Origin of the sequence: Rhodococcus ruber, assembly GCF_027270735.1 — a bacterium.
Lineage (GTDB): Bacteria > Actinomycetota > Actinomycetes > Mycobacteriales > Mycobacteriaceae > Rhodococcoides > Rhodococcoides rubrum_A.
This window is the reverse complement of record NZ_JAPWIJ010000003.1, coordinates 312,959-334,091: the sequence shown is the minus strand read 5'-3', so window position 1 is coordinate 334,091 and position 21,133 is coordinate 312,959. Positions and strand designations below refer to the sequence as shown.

At 64.6% G+C, this 21,133-nt stretch carries 22 protein-coding genes; 21 read left to right on the top strand and 1 reads right to left on the bottom strand.

Translation table 11 applies throughout. The features are described from left to right. Positions 1–54 precede the first annotated feature (54 nt). The 8 genes from O4220_RS08765 to trmD all read left to right on the top strand — a co-directional run bounded on the left by O4220_RS08765 (position 55) and on the right by trmD (position 6,895). Positions 55–1,056 carry a M23 family metallopeptidase gene (locus O4220_RS08765; protein WP_420030346.1) on the top strand — a complete coding sequence of 334 codons (1,002 nt, stop codon included), beginning with the start codon at positions 55–57 and terminating at the stop codon, positions 1,054–1,056. Positions 1,057–1,204: 148 nt separating this feature from the next. Then, the gene (ffh, locus tag O4220_RS08760) at positions 1,205–2,764 is read left to right on the top strand and encodes a signal recognition particle protein (RefSeq protein WP_032403595.1); all 1,560 of its coding nucleotides are present in this window, start codon (positions 1,205–1,207) and stop codon (positions 2,762–2,764) included. An 18-nt stretch (positions 2,765–2,782) separates the two neighbouring features. Then, the gene (locus O4220_RS08755) at positions 2,783–3,892 is read left to right on the top strand and encodes an amidohydrolase family protein (RefSeq protein WP_269603231.1); all 1,110 of its coding nucleotides are present in this window, start codon (positions 2,783–2,785) and stop codon (positions 3,890–3,892) included. Continuing rightward, the gene (locus O4220_RS08750; protein ID WP_269603230.1) at positions 3,885–4,715 is read left to right on the top strand and encodes a CPBP family intramembrane glutamic endopeptidase; all 831 of its coding nucleotides are present in this window, start codon (positions 3,885–3,887) and stop codon (positions 4,713–4,715) included. Before O4220_RS08755 ends, O4220_RS08750 begins: the two co-directional genes overlap by 8 nt. Before the next feature lie 186 nt (positions 4,716–4,901). Next, on the top strand, positions 4,902–5,378 hold the full coding sequence (rpsP, locus tag O4220_RS08745; RefSeq protein ID WP_269603229.1) for a 30S ribosomal protein S16: 477 nt from the start codon (positions 4,902–4,904) through the stop codon (positions 5,376–5,378). Next, positions 5,375–5,617: an RNA-binding protein gene (locus O4220_RS08740; protein WP_008717313.1), complete on the top strand. Its 243-nt coding sequence runs from the start codon at positions 5,375–5,377 to the stop codon at positions 5,615–5,617. Before rpsP ends, O4220_RS08740 begins: the two co-directional genes overlap by 4 nt. 15 nt (positions 5,618–5,632) lie before the next feature. Beyond that, positions 5,633–6,211, top strand: a complete 579-nt coding sequence (gene rimM / locus O4220_RS08735; protein ID WP_269603228.1) for a ribosome maturation factor RimM — start codon at positions 5,633–5,635, stop codon at positions 6,209–6,211. A 3-nt stretch (positions 6,212–6,214) separates the two neighbouring features. Continuing rightward, positions 6,215–6,895 carry a tRNA (guanosine(37)-N1)-methyltransferase TrmD gene (gene trmD, locus O4220_RS08730; RefSeq protein WP_269603227.1) on the top strand — a complete coding sequence of 227 codons (681 nt, stop codon included), beginning with the start codon at positions 6,215–6,217 and terminating at the stop codon, positions 6,893–6,895. Between the two features lie 5 nt (positions 6,896–6,900). Here trmD and O4220_RS08725 read toward each other — a convergent pair whose 3' ends face one another. Then, entirely contained in the window at positions 6,901–7,857 is a 957-nt protein-coding gene (locus O4220_RS08725) for a serine hydrolase (RefSeq protein ID WP_269603226.1), read from the bottom strand. Positions 7,858–7,925: 68 nt separating this feature from the next. On the opposite strand from O4220_RS08725, the gene O4220_RS08720 reads away from it, so the two are divergent. From O4220_RS08720 to O4220_RS08660, 13 genes are all read left to right on the top strand, one after another. Next, entirely contained in the window at positions 7,926–10,274 is a 2,349-nt protein-coding gene (locus O4220_RS08720; protein ID WP_269603225.1) for a Tex family protein, read from the top strand. A gap of 107 nt (positions 10,275–10,381) precedes the next feature. After that, positions 10,382–11,230 (top strand): hypothetical protein, encoded by an 849-nt coding sequence (locus O4220_RS08715; RefSeq protein ID WP_269603622.1) that lies wholly within the window; start codon positions 10,382–10,384, stop codon positions 11,228–11,230. 138 nt (positions 11,231–11,368) lie between these two features. After that, positions 11,369–11,710: a 50S ribosomal protein L19 gene (gene rplS, locus O4220_RS08710; protein ID WP_032378188.1), complete on the top strand. Its 342-nt coding sequence runs from the start codon at positions 11,369–11,371 to the stop codon at positions 11,708–11,710. A 144-nt stretch (positions 11,711–11,854) separates the two neighbouring features. Next, positions 11,855–12,631 (top strand): signal peptidase I, encoded by a 777-nt coding sequence (gene lepB, locus O4220_RS08705; RefSeq protein ID WP_269603224.1) that lies wholly within the window; start codon positions 11,855–11,857, stop codon positions 12,629–12,631. Then, a complete protein-coding gene (locus O4220_RS08700) occupies positions 12,628–13,422 on the top strand; it encodes a ribonuclease HII (RefSeq protein WP_269603223.1) in 795 nt (264 codons plus the stop codon). The genes lepB and O4220_RS08700 overlap by 4 nt, the downstream gene beginning before the upstream one ends. Before the next feature lie 37 nt (positions 13,423–13,459). After that, a complete protein-coding gene (locus tag O4220_RS08695) occupies positions 13,460–13,765 on the top strand; it encodes a DUF2469 domain-containing protein (protein ID WP_008717288.1) in 306 nt (101 codons plus the stop codon). 410 nt (positions 13,766–14,175) lie between these two features. Continuing rightward, positions 14,176–14,520 (top strand): histone-like nucleoid-structuring protein Lsr2, encoded by a 345-nt coding sequence (locus O4220_RS08690; RefSeq protein WP_032377043.1) that lies wholly within the window; start codon positions 14,176–14,178, stop codon positions 14,518–14,520. A 373-nt stretch (positions 14,521–14,893) separates the two neighbouring features. Then, positions 14,894–15,250: a YraN family protein gene (locus tag O4220_RS08685; protein WP_269603221.1), complete on the top strand. Its 357-nt coding sequence runs from the start codon at positions 14,894–14,896 to the stop codon at positions 15,248–15,250. Further along, positions 15,250–16,755: a YifB family Mg chelatase-like AAA ATPase gene (locus O4220_RS08680; protein WP_269603220.1), complete on the top strand. Its 1,506-nt coding sequence runs from the start codon at positions 15,250–15,252 to the stop codon at positions 16,753–16,755. The genes O4220_RS08685 and O4220_RS08680 overlap by 1 nt, the downstream gene beginning before the upstream one ends. Further along, the gene (dprA, locus tag O4220_RS08675; RefSeq protein ID WP_269603219.1) at positions 16,752–17,873 is read left to right on the top strand and encodes a DNA-processing protein DprA; all 1,122 of its coding nucleotides are present in this window, start codon (positions 16,752–16,754) and stop codon (positions 17,871–17,873) included. The genes O4220_RS08680 and dprA overlap by 4 nt, the downstream gene beginning before the upstream one ends. Positions 17,874–17,966: 93 nt before the next feature. Beyond that, entirely contained in the window at positions 17,967–18,749 is a 783-nt protein-coding gene (locus O4220_RS08670; RefSeq protein WP_269603218.1) for a siderophore-interacting protein, read from the top strand. A 69-nt stretch (positions 18,750–18,818) separates the two neighbouring features. Continuing rightward, positions 18,819–19,745 carry a tyrosine recombinase XerC gene (locus tag O4220_RS08665; protein WP_269603217.1) on the top strand — a complete coding sequence of 309 codons (927 nt, stop codon included), beginning with the start codon at positions 18,819–18,821 and terminating at the stop codon, positions 19,743–19,745. A 109-nt stretch (positions 19,746–19,854) separates the two neighbouring features. Beyond that, positions 19,855–21,132 (top strand): MinD/ParA family ATP-binding protein, encoded by a 1,278-nt coding sequence (locus O4220_RS08660; RefSeq protein ID WP_269603216.1) that lies wholly within the window; start codon positions 19,855–19,857, stop codon positions 21,130–21,132. The last annotated feature ends 1 nt before the right edge of the window (position 21,133 follow it).

Here is a 21,133-nt window from a genome sequence, read left to right as displayed (position 1 = left end):
CAGGCTCCACTGCTCGAACGGCGCGAGTTCTTCGTGCAGGCTCCACTGCTGCTAATGCGAGAGGCACCAACTGTGGGATCCCACCGACGGTCGAACATCTACACACCGGCCGACACAGCAACGGATGCGACGCCCGGCAAACACCGAGCCGCAGAAGTGACCCCGGATACCGGTCGACGGGCCGCAACAATCGTTGCGGCTACGGGTGCGATCGTCGTCGGCGCGACATCGATGGGGGCAGGCACCGCGGGTGCCGCCCCGATCCCCGAGCCGCCCGCCGCAGGTTTTCCCTTTGCCGTCCCGGAGGGGCTGCTGCCCGCGGGATTCGAGCTACCCCAGTTCGTACCTCCGCAGTTCGTGCCCCCGCAGTTCGAGGTCCCGCAGTTCGAGGTCCCGCAGTTCGTACCCCCACAGTTCCTCCCGCCACAGTCGGCACCCCCGTCGCAGCCGGCACCGTCGCAGTCGATGCCGTCCGAGGCCGCACCGGCAGCGGAGCCCGGCACTGCACCGAGCCCCGGTCCGCTCGCTGCATTCGGAGTGACCGATCCCGGTGCTGCAGCGCAACAATGGCTCGACGACGTGGGCCTGGGGCAGATGGGTACCGGCGGCGCGTCACCGCTCGAGAGTCTGCGTTCGCTGAAGAAGGACACGGTCCAGCCCGTCGCGGGCGTGCTGACGTCCAATTTCGGGTCGCGATGGGGTGCCCAGCACAGCGGCCTCGACATCGCTGCACCCATCGGGACTCCCATCTACGCGGCCGCCGACGGCACGGTGTCCGACGCGGGCCCGGCATCCGGGTTCGGTCTCTGGGTGAAGGTGCAGCACGACGACGGCACCGAGACGATCTACGGACACGTCAACGATTTCTCGGTGCAGCCCGGTCAGCATGTGTCGGCCGGCGAGCAGATCGCCACGGTGGGCAATCGTGGCCAATCCACCGGTCCGCACCTGCACTTCGAGGTGCACGATCCCTCCGGCGTCAAGGTCGATCCCGCATCGTGGCTCTCGACGCGGGGAGTGGCAGTGACGTGGAACGATTCCGCGCGCAACGCCTGACCCGGCTGCATCTCCGAACGACACGTCCGTCCGGCGAACGACACGGCTGCTGCACGCCCCAGCGACGACAGGTCGTGCTGGCGCTAGTCTGGTGACCGTGCCGGATTCGGCTCGTTTTCGGTGATCGGCTAGCTCAGGAGTGCATTAGGTGTTCGAATCCCTTTCCGACAGGTTGGCCGGGACTCTCAAGGACCTGCGTGGCAAAGGTCGACTGTCCGGTGCGGATATCGACGCCACGGCCCGCGAGATCCGACTGGCCCTGCTCGAAGCGGACGTGGCCCTGCCCGTCGTGCGGGAGTTCATCAACCGCATCAAGGTCCGCGCCAAAGGTGCCGAGGTATCTGGCGCGCTCAACCCGGCGCAGCAGGTAGTCAAGATCGTCAACGAGGAACTCGTCGGCATCCTCGGCGGCGAGACCCGCAGACTCGTCTTTGCCAAGAATCCGCCCACGGTGATCATGCTCGCCGGCCTGCAGGGGTCGGGTAAGACGACACTGGCAGGCAAGCTGGCCAAATGGCTCAAGGGCCAGGGTCACACTCCGTTGCTCGTCGCATGCGACCTGCAACGCCCCGGTGCCGTCAGCCAGCTCCAGATCGTGGGCGAGCGCGCGGGCGCAGCCGTGTTCGCGCCGCATCCCGGCACGTCGATCGGCGGCGGTGACAACGCACTCGGTGTCTCGGCTGCGGATCCCGTCGAGGTCGCGCGGGCCGGTATCGCCGAGGCGCGAAGCAAGCAGTACGACGTGGTCATCGTCGATACCGCCGGCCGCCTCGGTATCGACACCGAACTGATGAGCCAGGCCGCTGGGATTCGCGATGCAGTGGAGCCGGACGAAACCTTGTTCGTTCTCGACGCCATGGTCGGTCAGGATGCCGTCAGCACCGCCGAGGCGTTCCGCGACGGAGTCGGCTTCACCGGCGTCGTGCTCACCAAGCTCGACGGCGACGCTCGTGGTGGCGCAGCACTCAGTGTTCGCGAGGTGACCGGTCAGCCCATCATGTTCGCGTCCACCGGCGAGAAGCTCGAGGACTTCGACGTCTTCCACCCCGATCGCATGGCCAGCCGGATCCTCGGTATGGGCGACGTTCTCAGCCTCATCGAACAAGCCGAGCAGCACTTCGATGCCGAGCAGGCCGAGGCGACGGCCAACAAGATCGGCTCGGGACAGCTCACGCTGGACGATTTCCTCGAGCAGATGATGGCCGTCCGCAAGATGGGGCCCATCGGGAATCTGTTGGGCATGCTGCCCGGTGCGGGTCAGATGAAGGAACTCGCCAACGTCGACGAGAAGCAACTCGACCGCGTTCAGGCGATCATCCGAGGCATGACGCCGCAGGAGCGAACCGACCCGAAGATCATCAACGCATCGCGGCGGCTTCGTATCGCGAACGGCTCGGGCGTCAAGGTGTCCGACGTCAATCAGCTGGTGGATCGATTCTTCGAGGCGCGCAAGATGATGTCGGCGATGGCCGGTCGCATGGGTATGCCGGGCGCGCGCAAGCAGGTGCGGAACAACAAGAAGGGCAAGAAAGGCAAGAAGGGTGCTCGTGGCCCGACACAGCCGAAGATCCGCGGTGGATTCCCCGGAATGCCGGGCGGTATGCCAGCAGGAATGCCCGATCTGTCGTCCATGCCCAAGGGCCTCGACCAGTTGCCACCGGGGCTCGAGGGTATCGATCTCTCTCAGCTGAAACTGCCGAAGAAGTAAGCGCCGCACGTGTCGGCGATGCGGGTGCGGGGCCGCGGACTGCCGGACGGGTCCGAGATCGATCTGTGGATCGACCACGGTGTTGTGTCCGTGGAGCCGATTGCCGACGCGGATTTCGTGCACGACGGTGGTTGGATACTGCCTGGTCTCGTCGATGCCCACTGTCATGTGGGCATCGAATACGGCGGGGGACACACGGACCTGCCCGGCTCGATTCGACAGGCCCGAACCGAGCGAGGCGTCGGCGCGCTGCTACTTCGCGACGCCGGGTCTCCGGTCGACACCCGCGAGTTGGACGAGAGAGACGACCTTCCTCGGATCATCAGAGCAGGCCGGCACATTGCATCACCGAAGCGGTACATACCGGGTCTGGCGATCGATATCGAGGACGAGTCGCAGCTACCCGAGGCGGTTGCGCAGCAAGCTCGATTCGGTGACGGCTGGGTCAAGCTCGTCGGCGATTGGATCGATCGCTCGGTGGGTGATCTTCGGCCGCTGTGGAACGACTCGATTCTCGTCGACGCCATAGCCGCTGCTCATGCCGAGGGCGCGCGGGTGACCGCCCACGTGTTCGGCGAGGATGCGCTCCCCGGACTGATCGCGGCGGGAATCGACTGCATCGAACACGGCACCGGTCTGACCGACGAGACCATCGAGATGATGGCCGATCACCGAACTGCGCTGGTGCCGACGCTCATCAACATCGAGACGTTTCCCGGAATCGCGGATTCTGCCACCCGATACCCCGTGTACGCCCGGCACATGCGGGCGCTGCACGCCCGCGTCGCCGACACCGTCGGACGGGCCCATGATGCCGGGGTTCCCATCTATGCGGGAACCGATGCCGGTGGGTCGATCGCACACGGTCGCATCGCCGACGAGGTGGCCGCACTCGCGCGCGTCGGACTGTCTCCGACGGACGCACTCGGTGCTGCCTGCTGGGACGCCCGGTCGTGGCTGGGACGACCGAGGCTCGAGCACGGCGCACCTGCAGACCTCGTTGTCTACTCCGAGGATCCACGCGGAGGACCGGACGTGTTGGCCAACCCGGACCTGGTGATACTGCGCGGACGCGTGACCGACAGGGCAGCCCGCACGACGAGCAGATCGGAGGCCGGTGATGACTGATCCGTACAACGGCGGCGGGCAGTTCGATCCGAACCGCCCGAGTTGGGCCGGAATGGCACCGATGAATCACGTGCAGCAGCAGGGCTCGGGCTTGTCCGAGACCTACTGGCGGGCCGAACAGGCCGCTCAACAGCGTCGATACGGCCAGCGATGGGGACTACCGGCGGCCGCGCTCGTTCTCGGCCTCAATTTGGCGGGCTTCCTGCTTCTGGGACTCGTCGTGACGACCGAGACCTCTGCTCTGTTCGTTGTGGGCATCATGATTCCCAGCCTGCTCGCGGCTGGATTGGCCGTGGCGATCTCGATGTCTCGCGGCAACGGTCCCGTCGTCGATTTCGGTCTTCCCAGATCCAGTTCCGAACTGCTCGGCCAGATTCGATCCGGATTGGCCTGGGGTGGTGTGGCAGTGGTCGGCGGTCTACTGCTCGCACTGGTGCTCTTGTCGAGCCTCGACCTCGACGACCGGACTCCACTGGGCACCGTCACCGATACGGCTGTCGGATGGAAAGTCGCTCTGGCCGTGTGGATCTGGATCGGTGCACCGATCTGTGAGGAAACGATGTTCCGCGGCATGCTGTGGGGTGCGCTCGAGAAGCGGACCCGTCCGATGCCGATGGCCTGGCTGGGCAATCGATGGGTGGTACTCGTGATCACCGCGGTGGTGTTCGCGATCTGGCATCGCGAGTGGTGGCGATTCGTGGTCCTGCTGTGGGGCGGTCTGGCAATCGGCATCGCCAGAATGCGGACCGGCTCGATCGTCGCGTCGACCACGGCCCACTCGATGAACAACACTCTGCCTGCCCTGGTGATCCTGCTGGCCTGACCGAGTCGTTGCCGAGGGCGATTCACGGTTCGCGGTGCTCGTCTGGCACAATGAACAGCTGTTCGCCCGTCTTCCGGTTACGTACCGCGCGGCGGTCACAACAACCTTCAACGCAAAACCGGGTTCGCATGCCGTGCGAACCGCTGAATTGCGCCGTGACCAACTCTCGAAAGGCTCCACCAGAACATGGCTGTCAAGATCAAGCTCATGCGTATCGGCAAGATCCGCACCCCGCACTACCGCGTCGTCATCTCCGACGCTCGCACCCGCCGCAACGGCCGTGCGATCGAGACCATCGGCACCTACGAGCCGAAGCAGGATCCCAGCGTCATCGAGATCAACTCCGAGCGTGCGCAGTACTGGCTGGGCGTCGGCGCGCAGCCGACCGAGCCTGTCGAGGCCCTGCTGAAGATCACCGGTGACTGGCAGAAGTTCAAGGGTCTGCCCGGCACCGAGGGAACCCTCCGCGTTGCCGAGCCCAAGCCGTCGAAGCTCGACCTGTTCAACGCCGCACTGGCGCAGGCAGATTCCGAGCCGCAGGGTGAGGCCACCACGGCGAAGAAGAAGAAGGCTCCGAAGTCCGACGACGCCGCTGCAGAGAGCACGGACGCTGCAGCAACCGAGACGGCAGACGCGCCGGCCGCCGAGGCTGCTGAGAAGTGAGTGCCGTTGTCGCCGATGCCGTCGAACATCTCGTTCGCGGCATCGTCGCCAATCCCGATGACGTTCGCGTCGAGATGATCACCGGCCGTCGCGGTCGCACCGTGGAGGTTCACGTGCACCCCGACGATCTGGGTAAGGTCATCGGTCGCGGCGGTCGTACCGCCACAGCGCTGCGCACACTCGTCTCGGGTATCGGTGGTCGCGGCATTCGTGTCGATGTGGTCGACACGGACCACTAGGTCACGCACACAATCATGGAGCTGGTCATCGGCCGTGTTGCAAAGTCGCACGGCATCAAAGGCGAAGTCGTGGTCGAGGTTCGCACCGACGACCCCGACGATCGCTTCGCAGTAGGGACCGTTCTTCGCGGCCGTAAGCCGCGATCGAACGCTGCTCCCGTCTCGTACACGGTGGACGCCGTCCGGGAACACTCCGGGCGGCTTCTGCTGCGTCTGAACGGCATCGACGACAAGACGACCGCGGACCAGATCCGCGGAACTCTGTTCATCGTCGAGTCCACGGATTTGCCGCCGTCCGACGATCCGGACGAATTCTACGATCACGAACTCGAAGGACTCACCGTCGTACTGACCGACGGTTCGGCAGTGGGAACGGTCCGCGAAGTCCTGCACTCGGCAGCGGGAGAGTTGCTCTCGATCCGGCCTGCCGCTGAATTCGGTCGTTCCGCAGGCTCCACTCCTGCTGCGAATGTCGGCGGAGACACTCGCGCCGAAATTCTCGTTCCCTTCGTGGCGGCGATTGTGACGTCGGTGTCGTTGGCCGACAAGACGATCGAGATCGATCCGCCCGAGGGCCTGCTGGACCCGGAGTAGTTCGTGCGCCTCGATGTCGTCACCATTTTTCCCGAATACCTGACTCCGCTGCGAACTGCATTGTTGGGCAAGGCAATCGATCGCGGTCTGGTCTCTGTCCAAGTTCACGACCTGCGATCGTGGACCCATGACGTGCACAAGGCCGTCGACGATTCCCCCTATGGCGGCGGACCTGGCATGGTCATGAAGCCGACCGTCTGGGGCGATGCCCTCGACCACGTATTGACCGAGGATTCACTTCTCGTCGTTCCCACTCCCGCCGGAGTTCCGTTCACCCAGCGCACGGCCGAACGGTGGTCCACCGAGCAGCATCTGGTGTTCGCGTGCGGCCGGTACGAAGGTATCGATCAGCGGGTCTTCGACGACGCGTCCCGCCGCGTACGGGTCGAAGAAGTCAGTATCGGCGACTACGTGCTCATCGGCGGCGAGGCGGCTGTCCTGGTGATGGCCGAGGCGGTAGTTCGACTCATGCCGGGAGTACTCGGCAATCAACAGTCGCATCAAGAGGATTCGTTCTCCGACGGTCTGCTCGAAGGGCCGAGCTACACGCGTCCGGCCCGGTGGCGCGAACTGGACGTTCCCGACGTCCTTCTCTCCGGCGATCACGCGAAGATCGCGGCATGGCGTCGGGCCCAGTCGTTGACACGGACCGCCGAGCGCCGCCCGGATCTGCTCGGCGACTGAGCAATTCAGCTGATCGTACCGCCGGGAAACAGCATCGAGACGAAGCCGGTCAGAGTGTCCCTGGCATGTAAGGCGCTGGCGTCGTCACTCACATCGACCACCGCGGTGTCCGGATAGCTCTCCATGTCGTCGGCATAGAAGATGTCCTCTCGTGACGACAGAGCCAGGACATAACGATTGTCGACCCCGATCGTTCCGGTGGACAGGTGTACCCAGCGATCGGCAACACAGCACATCCAGCCCTGTTTGACGGCGTGCACACTCTCGCCCGGTAGACCGTCGACGATGCCGAAATGCTGTCTGTAGCCGTCCGCGGCAATCGGGGCCGAACGCCGCAGCATGCCGATGATGACGTCCGTCGACGCAGTCGTCAGTCCACCGCTGCCGTTGAGCAGGCCCGCGTAGTAGCCGACCAGGTCGCTCGGCGTTGTTTCGGTGTTGTACCACTGATCGTCGCCCGGTGCGGTGGTGCGTTGCAAACCGTATCGGGCCGCGACTGCGCGGACTATGTCCGACGTGCCGTAGCGGTACCAGAGGGTGTACGCGGCGTTGTCGTCGGAGAGTTCCAACATGCTGGTCATGGTGGCCAGTTCGTCGGGGGAGACCGGACGGTTCTCCGACTGCGCTCGGAACAACACCTCGTCGGCGATGAAGAGCTTGACCACCGATGCAGTTTCGACCTGCGTATCGGCGTTGCTGCTGTAGTAAGAGCCTGTCTGGCGATCCAACAGTGCGAAATCCACATCGGCACCACGGGCCCGAGCCGACGCGATGGCCATCGGGATGCGAGCTTCGAGAGCTATGCCGTCGACCTTCTCGATGTCAGGAAAGGGCGATGCGGAGGTCTCGGCGGTTTCCTTCGAGGCAGAGTCACCGATCTGATCGTCCGGCGGAACCGAGCAGCCTGCCGCAAGTAGTAAGGATGCGCAGGTCGCAGCCAGGAAGCGAGACCCCCTGACCATGTGCGAATCTCTCCCAGACAATGAACCGCTGACCGACCTGTCCCACAGTAGCGGTAGGGTCCATCGCCGTGACCACTGCTCTGAAATCTGTGAACAAGCGCATAGCCGAAGAACTCGACGTTCGTGAGGAACAGGTTCGCGCCGCCGTGGAACTGCTCGACGGCGGATCGACGGTCCCGTTCATCGCGCGCTACCGCAAGGAGGTCACCGGCACTCTCGACGACGCGCAATTGCGTCAGCTCGACGAGCGGCTGCGATACCTGCGTGAGCTGGACGAGCGCAGAGACGCCGTCATCGAGTCCATTCGCTCGCAGGGCAAGCTCGACGAGGCCCTCGAGCAGTCGTTGATGCTGGCCGACACCAAGGCTCGTGTCGAGGACATCTATCTGCCGTTCAAGCCCAAGCGTCGGACGAAAGCCCAGATCGCGCGTGAAGCGGGGCACGAGCCCGTGGCCGATGCCCTGTTCTCCGACCCCACGGCGGATCCCGCGCAGTTCGATCAGGAGCAGCTCGACGGCGCGCGCGCGATTCTCGTCGAGCGCTTTGCCGAGGACGCCGACCTGGTAGGTGAACTACGAGAATTGATGTGGACCTCCGGCAAGCTCCTTGCGACGGTCCGCAAGGGCAAGGAAGAGGAGGGTGCCAAGTTCTCCGACTACTTCGAGTTCTCCGAGCCGTTCACGAGCCTGCCCTCCCATCGCATCCTCGCCACCCTCAGAGGCGAGAAGGAAGAAGTACTCTCGCTCGGATTCGAGCCCGAGCGCGAAGAACCGACCCCAGGGGTGCCCAGCGTCTACGAGGGCCGGATCGCGACCAAGTTCGGAATCGCGAATCGAGGACGGCCCGCAGACAAGTGGCTGCTCGATACCGTCCGGTGGGCGTGGCGCACCAAGATGCTGGTCACCGTCTCCCTCGACACCCGTATGCGACTGCGTCAATCCGCCGAGAAGGACGCCGTCGACGTGTTCGCGAGCAACCTCAAGGACCTGCTGCTCGCCGCGCCGGCGGGCAACCGCACCACGATGGGCCTCGACCCGGGCTTCCGTACCGGCACCAAGGTCGCCATCGTCGACGCCACCGGAAAGGTCGTCGACTACGACACCATCTATCCCCACAAGCCGCAGGGCAAGTGGGATCAGGCACTGGCCACTCTCGCGGGCCTCGCGGCCAAGCACAAAGTGGAGCTCATCGCTATCGGAAACGGTACGGCGTCACGCGAAACCGATTCCCTGGCAGCAGAATTGATTGCCAAGTTCCCGGCTGCGAATCTGACCAAGGTGGTGGTCTCCGAGGCCGGTGCCTCCGTCTACTCGGCGTCGGCGTACGCCTCGAGTGAGCTGCCCGAACTCGACGTCTCGATCCGCGGCGCGGTCTCGATCGCTCGCAGACTGCAGGATCCGTTGGCCGAGCTGGTCAAGATCGATCCCAAGTCCATCGGCGTCGGCCAGTACCAGCACGATATTTCCGAAACTCTGCTCGCCCGTTCTCTCGGGGCCGTCGTCGAGGATGCGGTGAACGCGGTCGGTGTCGACGTCAACACGGCGTCGGTACCCCTGCTGTCGCGGGTGTCGGGAATTGCCGGCTCGCTCGCCGAGAGCATCGTGGCGCACCGCGACCAGAACGGACCGTTCGCCAGCCGCAGCACCCTCAAGGACGTACCGCGCCTGGGCCCCAAAGCTTTCGAGCAGTGTGCCGGGTTCCTTCGCATCTCCGGGGGCGAGGATCCACTCGATCGGTCGAGCGTGCATCCGGAGGCGTACCCCGTAGTGCGCCGCATCGTCGGCAAGGCCGGCGTGGGAGTGCGAGAAGTGGTCGGCAACACGGCCCTCCTGCGGCGCCTCGATCCCGCGGAATTCGTTGACGAACGATTCGGCTTGCCCACCGTCACCGACATCATCTCCGAGCTGGAGAAGCCGGGACGCGACCCGCGTCCGGAGTTCAAGACCGCCACTTTCGCAGCCGGTATCGAGAAGGTGGCCGACCTGAAGCCCGGAATGACGCTCGAAGGCGTCGTGACCAACGTGGCGGCGTTCGGTGCTTTCGTCGATGTGGGAGTTCACCAGGACGGACTCGTGCACGTGTCGGCCATGTCGCACAACTTCGTCAAGGACCCGCGTGAGGTCGTCAAGTCCGGTGACGTCGTACGCGTCAAGGTCATGGAGGTCGACCTTCCTCGTCAGCGCATCGGGTTGAGCCTGCGACTGGACGACGAGCCCGGGGCCTCCGCCGGAAAGGACGCCCCACGTGGACAACAGGGCGAACGTCCGCGGGGCCAGGGGAGAGCCGGCGGTGCCGACCAGGGCGGTCGCGGACGAGACTCCCGTCCCCAGCGTGAACGGCGCGGCGGCGGCCAGCAGGCCGCACCGGCGGCCGGTTCGATGGCCGACGCGCTGCGGAAGGCCGGATTCGGAAAATAGCGAATGCTCGGTGGTCGATGCCGTCCTGGGTGGCCCGGATCACGAATAGTGTGAAGTCCGATTCACCAGCAGTTCGGTAGGAAGGACGTGAGACGCACGTGAGGTGGTTGCAACACGGGGTCATCGATCACGGTCGTCTGCCACTGCTGTGTTTCCTGCTGGGACTGCTGGTGGGTTTTCTGCTGATCCGTCTGAGCGTCAGAATGATTCGCGCGGACGTGAAGTGGTGGCCCGGCAACATCACTCCCGGTGGGCAACACATACATCATGTCGTGTTCGGGATCGTGTTGATGCTGCTGGCAGGAATCGGCCTGATCGCGGTGTACGTCGACGGATCGCAGACGATCGGCGCGGTGCTGGCCGCCATCTTCGGCATCGGCGCTGCACTCGTCCTCGACGAATTCGCATTGATCTTCTACCTCCGCGACGTCTACTGGTCGGAACAGGGCCGCACGTCGGTCGATGCAGTCTTCGCGGCCGTGGGGTTCACCGGTCTGTTGCTGCTCGGCTTTCATCCGTTGGAGCTGTTGAGCCCGGCAGACTTTCGGGCCGACCCCGATCCGTGGGTGCGCAGCGCCCTGGCAGTCTTGGCGCTGATCAACCTCGCCCTGTGCGTGATCGTCCTGCTCAAGGGCAAGATCTGGACCGGGTTGGTAGGCCTGTTCGTCCTGCCGATCCTCGTGTTGGCGGCGATTCGACTGAGCAGGCCGAGCGCGCCGTGGGCGAGGTGGCGCTACACCAGCAGGCCGAAGAAGATGGAGCGAGCTCTGCGACGCGAGAAGCGCTGGCGCAGACCGCTGATCAGAGCCAAGATCTACTTGCAGGACGCGATCGCAGGCAAGCCCAGTATCGTCCATGCACGCGAGGCCACCGAGGACGAGTTGGCGCGTGTCGTGGTGCCGGCACCGGTGTCGGGCGCTGCCGTCTCACCCCGCGCGGAGTCGATTTCGCCGTAGGCATCATGGTCTGGCACAATGGTCGGGTTGCCTCTAGCAGGCACGGACCTCACTCGGAGTACGAACCAGTCGAGCCGCGCAGTCAGCGAGCCGCTCGGTTCCTCTACTCAAGCGCAGAACGCAAGGATGGCACAACCGATGAACACTCTGGACTTTCTCGACAATCAGTCGCTGCGTGGCGACATCCCCGATTTCCGCCCCGGCGACACCCTGAACGTGCACGTCAAGGTCATCGAAGGCTCGAAGGAGCGTATTCAGATCTTCAAGGGCGTCGTCATCCGGCGTCAGGGCGGTGGCGTTCGCGAGACGTTCACGGTTCGTAAGGTCTCGTTCGGTGTCGGCGTCGAGCGCACCTTCCCGGTGCACAGCCCCAACATCGCGCAGTTCGAGGTTCTCACTCGCGGTGACGTCCGTCGCGCCAAGCTCTACTACCTCCGCGATCTGCGTGGCAAGGCTGCCAAGATCAAGGAAAAGCGCTGACCGGTTCCGCCCGGATCCACATAGCTCCCACCATGCCGCGTCGCCCCTTCGGGCGACGCGGCATGATGCGTCTCGGGCCCGGTTGAAACGCCGGTGCACAGACCGTCCGGCCGTGCAGACGAGCGTTCCGGCTAACCTGTTGACGTGACGCAGTCCCCACAGGATCCAACCGATGAGCCCGACGACGAGTCCTCGAAGCACAAGCGTCGGGATCGCAAGCCCCGATCGTTCTGGCGAGAGCTTCCCATTCTCATTCTGGTAGCGCTGGTGTTGAGTTTTCTGCTCCAGACATTCGTCGCTCGCGTGTACCTGATCCCGTCCGAATCGATGGAGCCGACTCTGCACGGCTGCGCGGGATGTACCGGCGACCGGATCGTGGTCGAAAAGATCGGCTACCGTTTCGGTGACCCGAAGCCCGGCGACATCGTCGTCTTTCGTGGTCCGGATTCGTGGAACGACGAATTCGTCTCGCAGCGCTCCGACAATTCGGTCATCCGCGGGGCCCAGGAAGTGGGCTCCTTGATCGGAGTCGTCGCTCCGGACGAGAACGATCTGGTCAAACGCGTCATTGCCACTGGCGGTCAGACTGTCGAGTGCTGTGACGATCAGGGCCGAGTACTCGTCGATGGGAAGCCGCTGGACGAGCCGTACATTCAGATGGATTTCCCGTTCGTCCCGGAAACGATGACATGCGACACCGAGCTGAAATCGGGGCGATGCTTCGACCCCGTCACCGTCCCGGAGGGCAACATCTGGGTGATGGGAGACAACCGGAGCAACTCACGAGACTCGCGGTACCACATCACGGACGAATTCACCGGTACCGTTCCGCTCGACAACGTGATCGGCAAGGCCGTCTTCATCGCCCTGCCCCCGTCACGGACCGGGCTCCTGGATTCTCCCGACATTCAAGGTCGATGACGACGGCCCCCCGCCGCGCGCCTCGTGCACGAGCGACTCTGACGCGGTCGTCGTGGCCGCCACGTCCGGTCATCCGGCGGGCTGCCGGGTTGCGGACGATGGAGTCGGCCTTGGAACGCGGCGGTCTCGGGCCGGTTGCGGGTGTGGACGAGGCGGGCAGGGGAGCGTGTGCCGGTCCGTTGACGGTCGCGGCATGCGTACTCGGCGCGCGCGCCCATGCCGCGCTGGCAGACCTGGACGACTCGAAGAAGTTGACCGAGCGTCGACGCGAGGAACTGTTCCCCAAGATCCAGAAGCTGGCGCTGGCATGGAGCGTGGTGTTCATCGACGCTGCCGAAGTCGATCGCATCGGCGTGCACGTCGCGAACATCGAGGGAATGCGTCGCGCAGTTGCCGGGCTCGGAGTGACTCCCGGGTACGTGCTCACCGACGGCTTTCGGGTGCCCGGCCTGCCGGTTCCGTCGCTACCGGTGATCGGCGGCGACGCCACTGCCGCGTGCATCGCTGCCGCGAGTGTGCTGGCGAAGGTCTCACGCGATCGGCTGATGGTGCAGATGGACGAAGAGATTCCGGGCTACGGATTCGCCGTCCACAAGGGCTACAGCACGCGGGCTCATTCGGCCGCCATGATCGCTCTCGGCCCCAGCCGAGAACATCGAATGTCGTATGCGAATGTCGCTGCGGCGGCCGCGGGCTCGGCTGGGGATCCACCTGTGGGTCGTGCCGCAGGCACCACTCGGAACCACGACGCCGTGGGGCGAATGGACTGCCGTGACGCAGGTGCGCGATGATTGCTTTTCACGCCCGACTGGAGGATGAAAGAGACCGATGAGTGCCGAAGATCTCGAAAAGTACGAAACCGAGATGGAGCTCTCGCTGTATCGCGAGTATCGGGACATCGTAGGTCAGTTCAACTACGTGGTCGAAACCGAACGTCGGTTCTATCTGGCGAACTCCGTCGAACTCATTCCGCACAACGCCGACGGTGAAATCTACTTCGAATTGCGGATGTCGGATTCGTGGGTGTGGGACATGTATCGCCCCGCCCGTTTCGTCAAGCACGTCCGAGTGATCACGTTCAAGGACGTCAACATCGAAGAGTTGGACAAACCAGACCTTCGCCTTCCGGAATAGCTCGCTGCGGCGAACGTCGCGGCACGCCGGCGGTCGACGCTGGCTCGCGTGCGTGTGAAACACACCGGGCATCGCGCCGACGAGTCGCCGAACCAGTTGTCGTCGGCTTCGGTCGTGATTGTCGGAGAAATTGGACAGCCGACCAAATCGTTCCGCGTGTTCTGTTTCATCGTGGGTTTCAGCGGAGGGTTACCCCTGGTACGAGCAGGCGCGGTAGATTTTCGTCACGAAAGTAACTGTGCAACAGAAGTATTCGATTTCTACGTCTATTTTCTCGAAATGTGTCGCCATATCCGGACTGATATTCGCCGATTCGACACGTCGCGTAACACCTGCACTTCTTTGCGCCGATACGAGAATCGGTGGTAGAACTTGAATATCACATCCCCCAGACGTGTAAGAGGTACGAGATGGCACGCAAGACGCTTGTGCAGATGATCGACGATGTCGATGGATCGGTAATCAAAGACGGCCAAGGTGAATCCATCGAATTCGGCATCGGTGGAAACCAGTACCGCATCGATTTGAACCTCAAGCATGCAAACGAATTGCATGAACAGTTGGCTTTCTGGATCGAGCACGCAGAGAAGGTCTCCGGACGCCGCACCCGTAAGGGCGGCGCTGCTCCGGCACCGGCTCGCGGAAAAGTCGATCTTCAGGACATTCGGGCATGGGCACGCGAGAACGGCCACGAGGTCAGTGCTCGCGGCCGCATCAGTCAGGACGTGCAGGCAGCATACGAGGCCGCCCACTGATCATCCGGTAGCGCCGACTTCGTCGGTGCCCCAAAACGCTCCACCGGCACCCGTTTCCTGGTGTCGACGCTCGGCATCAGCTCCGTCCGAATTCTGAATTCGGGCGGAGTTTTGTGCGTGTGTGGGCCCCTGGTTCTGCGCGTGTGTTGGCCCCTGCCACCCGGCCGTCGAAACTCGTCCGGGCCGTAACACGAAGGTCCGACAATGACGGCAATTCGTCCCGGCACATCTGCCCGTTCGTGCACAGACGAGCAGTTGTCCACAGGGTAATCGCCCACCTGCGCATTCTTTGTCTCTCCTCGATTCGGACGTGCCACCTTCGGTAGTACCGAATCGGCCGCGAAGTACGGCTGGAGAGTGGAGGAATGCGGATATGGCGACCAATCAGGAACTCGGTGCGCGCGGTGAGGACCTCGCGGTGCGCCATCTCGAGGACATCGGGCTCGAGGTGATCGAGCGGAACTGGCGGCATCGATCCGGTGAGCTCGACATCATCGCGCGCGAGGGTGACACCACGGTGTTCGTCGAGGTGAAGACGCGTTCGGGAATCGGTTACGGAACGCCGGCGGAGGCTGTGACGTACACCAAGCAGGTGCGGATCAGAGGGCTTGCGCTGTCGTGGCTTGCCCTGCAACAGGGTCCGTGGGTGCAGATCAGATTCGACGTGATCGCGATCGTGGTCGGGCGAGACGACAATCCGGTGATCACTCACATCCGGGCTGCGTTCTGATGCCACTCGGGAGAGCGCATTCGGTTGCGGTCAACGGTGTCGACGGTGTGCTGGTGGAGATCGAAGCCGATATCGGGCAGGGCCTGCCCGGCACCCATCTGGTCGGTCTGCCCGATACTGCGCTGAACGAATCGCGAGATCGCGTGAAAGCGGCCGTGAAGAACTCGGGTGGCACGTGGCCGGACAGCCGGGTGATTCTCGCGCTGTCGCCCGCAACGTTGCCCAAGGGCGGATCGGTGTACGACCTCGCTCTCGCGTTGTCGGTTCTCGATGCGGCGAAGGCCATCCCGCGCGGGAGTCTGTCGGAGACGGTATTTCTGGGCGAACTGGCTCTGGACGGCCGGCTGAGGGCAGTTCGCGGAGTGTTGCCTGGGGTGCTTGCGGTCAAGGGTGCGGGCTGGCAACGGGTGGTGGTCCCGATGCAGTGTCTACCCGAGGCGGGCCTGGTGGACGGTATCGACGTGCTGGGCGCAGGCTCGCTCGGGGATGTCGTGGCGTGGCTTCGCGGCGAGCAGGCCCTGGAATCGCCGGTGCCGACAGAGTGGCATCAGGAGATCTATCCGGATCTCAGTGATGTAGCCGGACAGGCGGATGCGCGGTGGGCTCTGGAAGTAGCGGCAGCCGGCGCACATCACATCATGCTGACCGGTCCGCCGGGAATCGGCAAAACGATGTTGGCGCAGCGTCTTCCGGGGATTCTGCCACCGCTGACCGAGTCCGAGGCGCTCGAGGTGACGGCCATCCATTCGGTGGCCGGGTTGTTGACCACTGCGCGACCGCTCATCACATCGCCGCCGTTCATCGCACCTCATCATTCGACGTCGGTGAGCGCCTTGGTGGGTGGGGGAACGGGAATGGCCAAGCCGGGGGCTGTCAGTCGCGCGCATCGCGGAGTCCTGTTTCTCGACGAATGCGCCGAGATGAGCGTTCGCGTACTGGAGGCTCTGCGGACTCCGTTGGAGGACGGTGAGATTCGCATTGCTCGTCGAGACGGTGTGGCCAGGTATCCAGCTCGATTCCAACTGGTTCTGGCGGCGAACCCGTGCCCGTGCGCACCTGCGCGACAGGTCGATTGTGTCTGTGCGCCCACGGCTCGGCGCAAATATCTCGGAAAGCTCTCGGGGCCGTTGCTGGACCGTGTCGATCTCCGGATACAGATGATGGGTGTCGCGACGGGAGCGCTGGTCGACGAGGTGGGGGAGGGAACGAGTGAGATTCGTGCCCGCGTGACCGGAGCCAGGGACGCGGCCGCACAGCGGTGGCAGGACTTCGGCTGGAGAACGAATGCGGAGGTCCCGGGACCTGCTCTGCGGCAACGGTTTCGGCTGGCGCGCTCGACGCTCGCGCCGGTGGAGCGTGCGCTGCGGAACGGATCGTTGACCGCGCGGGGAGCAGACAGGGCGATACGGGTGGCGTGGACGTTGAGCGACCTCGCAGGTGCCACGGTTCCGGGTGCCGACGAGGTCGGTGCAGCATTGGATTTCCGCGACAGGGGAGTGGCATGACCCACGACGCACGCCGACTCGCGTGGGCATATCTGTCGCGGGTGGCGCAGGGCCCGCATAGACTTGTGGTCGACCATGCCGCTGCGCACGGCCCGGAAGCGGCCGCTGCGGCGGTGCGGGCAGGCCGATTGGGCGAGCGGCTCGAGGTACGTTCCCACATCGACACCGCTGCAGCCGATCTCGATCACATCGGCGCGCTGGGTGGCCGGTTGATCACTCCCGACGACGACGAGTGGCCGGCGTGGAGATTCCTCGGCTTCGACGGAACGGGTCTGACCGCAGGGGTGGACACCTGTCCTCCGATTGCGTTGTGGGCGCTCGGAAATCGGCCCGTCGCAACTGCCACCGAACGATCGGTGTCGATCGTGGGGACCCGTGCATCGAGCCCGTACGGGGATCACGTGACCGCAGAAATTTCGGCAGACCTCGCACTCGACGGTTGGACCATCATTTCGGGAGCGGCCTTCGGGATCGATGCCGCGGCGCATCGGGCGGCTCTCGGAGTAGAGGGAACGACGATGGCGGTGCTCGCCTGTGGCGTCGACCGTGCGTATCCGGCGGGGCATTCGCGATTGCTGCGACAGATAGCCGATCACGGGCTGGTCCTGAGCGAATACGCACCGGGCACTACCCCTGCCAAGCATCGCTTCCTCGCTCGCAACAGACTCGTTGCGGCACTCGGATCGGCAGTGGTGGTGGTCGAGGCCGGATGGCGCAGCGGGGCTCGCAACACTGCGGCATGGGCGAAAAAACTGGGTCGACCGGTACTCGCGGTTCCCGGACCGGTCACATCACCCACGTCCAAGGGGTGCCACCGCATGATCCGCGACGGCGAGGCCGTGCTGGTGTCGAGCTCGCACGATGTCGTTGCCGAGGCCGGTGCCCTCGGGTCGCCGGAGGAATGGCGACCCGACCTCTTTCGCGAGACGGATGCGCTCTCGGAAACCGGATTGCTGATCTACGACGCATTGCCTGCAACCGGGTCGCTGTCGAGCCGCGAGTTGTCCGAACAATCCGGTGTGCCGATCGGCAAGGTGCGCGCCACACTGCCTGTGCTGGAAATGGACGGCTTCGTTGCCAGCGACGAGACAGGATGGTTCCGCGTGGTGCGGGGATGAACGCCACCTCTGCCGAGCGCGAAGGTAGGGTGTTAGGTAATGCTTAGTCGGTGCAACACGCATCGGCGTCGTTCGCTCGAAGAGGGGTCCGAAGTGCCACGCAAGAAAACCACCCTGTCCGTCCTGCGCACCGAGGCGCTCACCCCGCACATGTACCGGGTGTACCTCGGCGGAGACAATTTCGACGACTTCGACGCGATCGGCGAGACCGACGCTTACGTCAAGCTGTTCTTCGGAACCGACGATGATCCGATCATGCGCACCTACACCGTTCGATCCGTCGACACGAGTGCGCGCGAGATCGCGATCGACTTCGTGGTGCACGGCGACGAGGGAGTTGCCGGGCCGTGGGCCACCAAGGCGAAGCCGGGGGACGAGATGTCGTTCTTCGGCCCGTCCGGTGGGTACGCCCCTCGACCCGACGCGGACTGGCATCTGTTCGCCGGTGACGAATCGGCGATTCCTGCTATTTCGGCCGCCGTGGAGGCGCTGCCGGAGGACGCCATCGCCAAAGTGTTCATCGAAGTTGCCGACCGCCACGACGAGATCTACATGGAAACGCTCGCCGTCGTCGATGTCACCTGGATTCATCGGGGTGCATCCTCGAACGACGTCGGCGACGACCGAGCCGGCGATAACGCTCCCTTGATCGCCGCGGTCAAGGACACGGAATGGCTGCCCGGCCAGGCCCAGGTCTTCGTGCACGGTGAGGCGCAGGCCGTGATGCACAACATTCGGCCCTACATCCGCAAGGAGTGTGGGGTCGGTGCGGAGTGGGCATCGATCTCGGGCTATTGGCGTCGAGGGCGGACCGAGGAGAACTTCCGAGTGTGGAAGCGCGAGCTCGCGCAGGCCGAAGCCGGGGTCGACGCCTGAACGGGCGACGGCCGGTGACGGTCGGCGTGTCCGGTTGTCGCGGAGCGTGGGAGCGCTCAAGCTGAGCCGATGACCGATTCGCTGCCGCCCCACCTCGGCATCCACATCGAAGAGTTCGCCGAACACCTTCGACTCGGTCGAGAGCGCTCCGAGCACACCATCCGCGCCTACGTCGCGGATGCTCGCTCGCTCCTCGCGCATCTCGCGGAGTCCAACCCCGATGCAACCATCGCCGATCTCGACCTCCGCGCTGTGCGCTCCTGGTTGGCGAAATACTCGGCGGCCGGCGCGGCCAGAACCTCGATGGCCAGGCGAACCTCATCCGCGAGGACCTTCGGCAAGTGGCTCGAGCGGGTGGGAGCGGTGCAGATCGGGCCTGCAGAACGGCTGGCAGCACCATCGAGTCACCGGACTTTGCCCGGTGTACTGCGCCACAATCAGGCGGCCGAGGCACTGGCCGCGGCCGAATCGGGTGCTGCCGAGCTCGATCCGATCGCGCTGCGAGACCGGCTCATCGTCGAGCTCCTGTACGCAACCGGGGTCCGCGTCGGAGAACTGTGCGGACTCGACATCGACGACGTCGACACCGATCGCCGCCTGATTCGCGTTCTGGGTAAAGGAAACAAGGAACGTTCTGCGCCGTACGGTATGCCGGCAGCACACGCTCTGGAGAACTGGCTCGTCAGCGGCAGGCCGGAGTTGGTCGACGAGCGATCCGGGGCCGCGCTGTTGCTGGGTAGGCGAGGTGGACGGCTCGACCAACGGCAGGCCAGAACAGCAGTTCACGCGGTGCTCGATGCCGTTCCCGGTGGCCCCAGCCTCGGTCCACACGGCTTGCGCCACACGGCAGCGACCCATCTGCTCGAAGGTGGTGCCGATCTCAGGGTGGTGCAGGAGCTGCTCGGGCACGCCTCCCTCGCGACGACACAGATCTATACACACGTATCGGTCGAACGGTTGCGCGCCGTGCACGATCAGGCTCACCCCCGAGCGTGAGTCGAGCGTCGGCGGCGCTACGTTTGGTAGCGTCATCACCGACCAACCAGACCGAATACGGGGGACCGTGGACCGCGACCGACCGCAAGGTACTTCGGAGCCGTGGTCGATGCATGGCCGTCAGGACTTCGCGGCGCAGGGCCAGGAGCCCGGCGACAGAAGCGGCACGGAACCGGAGAACGGTTCTCGGCCCGTGTCACCGGAGCCGAATACTCGATCGCGCTCGGTGCCTCGGCAGCCGCCACCGTGGCAGACGCCCGATTCGATCGACCGACGGACCGTTCCGCCGCGCTACAACCCACCCGTACCGCTCGAGCCGGGACCGGTGTCCGCGGAGCCCGATCGATACTTGCCCGTACAGCCGCGGCCCCAGGAGTTTCCGGCAGCTACCGGAGGCTGGTCGCCGCAACCGTGGGCGGGCGCCCCGAACCCGTATCGGCCCAACAGTCAGGATCTGGGCGCGGATTCGCTGCTCAAGCGTCCCAAGCGCGCGTCGAACTCCGGATGGCGGCGAGGCGTTCACCGGCTGACCGGTGGTGTCATCAATCCGGGTGAGTCGACGGCAGAAGAGCGGTACCGAAACCAGGTCGAGCGCATCCGCCAGCCTGTGCTCGGCGACTACCGGATCGCGTTCCTCTCGCTCAAGGGTGGGGTCGGCAAGACTACGACCACTCTCGGCCTCGGCTCGACGTTCGCATCGTTGCGAGGAGATTGCGTCATCGCCGTGGACGCGAACCCCGATTTCGGCACCCTCGGAGAGCGGGTGCCGCGGCAGACGTCGTCGACCGTCCGCGACCTGTTGGCCGCCGCACCGAACATTCGGCGCTACTCCGACATTCGCGAGCACACCTCGCAGGCACCGAGCAGACTGGAAGTGCTTGCCGGAGAGCGCGATCCAGCAGCCTCCGAGATGTTCGGCGAAGAGGACTACCGAGCCGTCATCGACATGCTGCAGGTGTACTACAACCTGATCCTGACCGATTGCGGAACCGGCATCATGCATTCGGCTATGAACGGCGTCCTGCAGCTGGCGAACGCGCTCGTACTGGTGAGCTCGCCGGCGGTCGACGGCGCTCGCAGTGCAGCGGCGACACTGGATTGGCTCGAGCTGCACGGGTACGGGCACCTGGTCGAGCGAACGGTGGTGGTGATCAGCTCGGTTCGTCCTGGCTCGTCGGCAGTGGACATGAACCTGCTGCAGCAGCATTTCCTCGAGCGCTGTCGCGCCGTCCTCGTGATCCCGTTCGACGAGCATCTGGCCGAGGGTGCCGTGGTGGATCTCGACATGTTGCGCCCTCAGACCAGAAGCGCATTCGTCGAGCTCGCCGCCATGGTCGCGGACGACTTTCCCGCAGCGTCCGGCAGACACTCGGGCCCCCCGCGCTGAC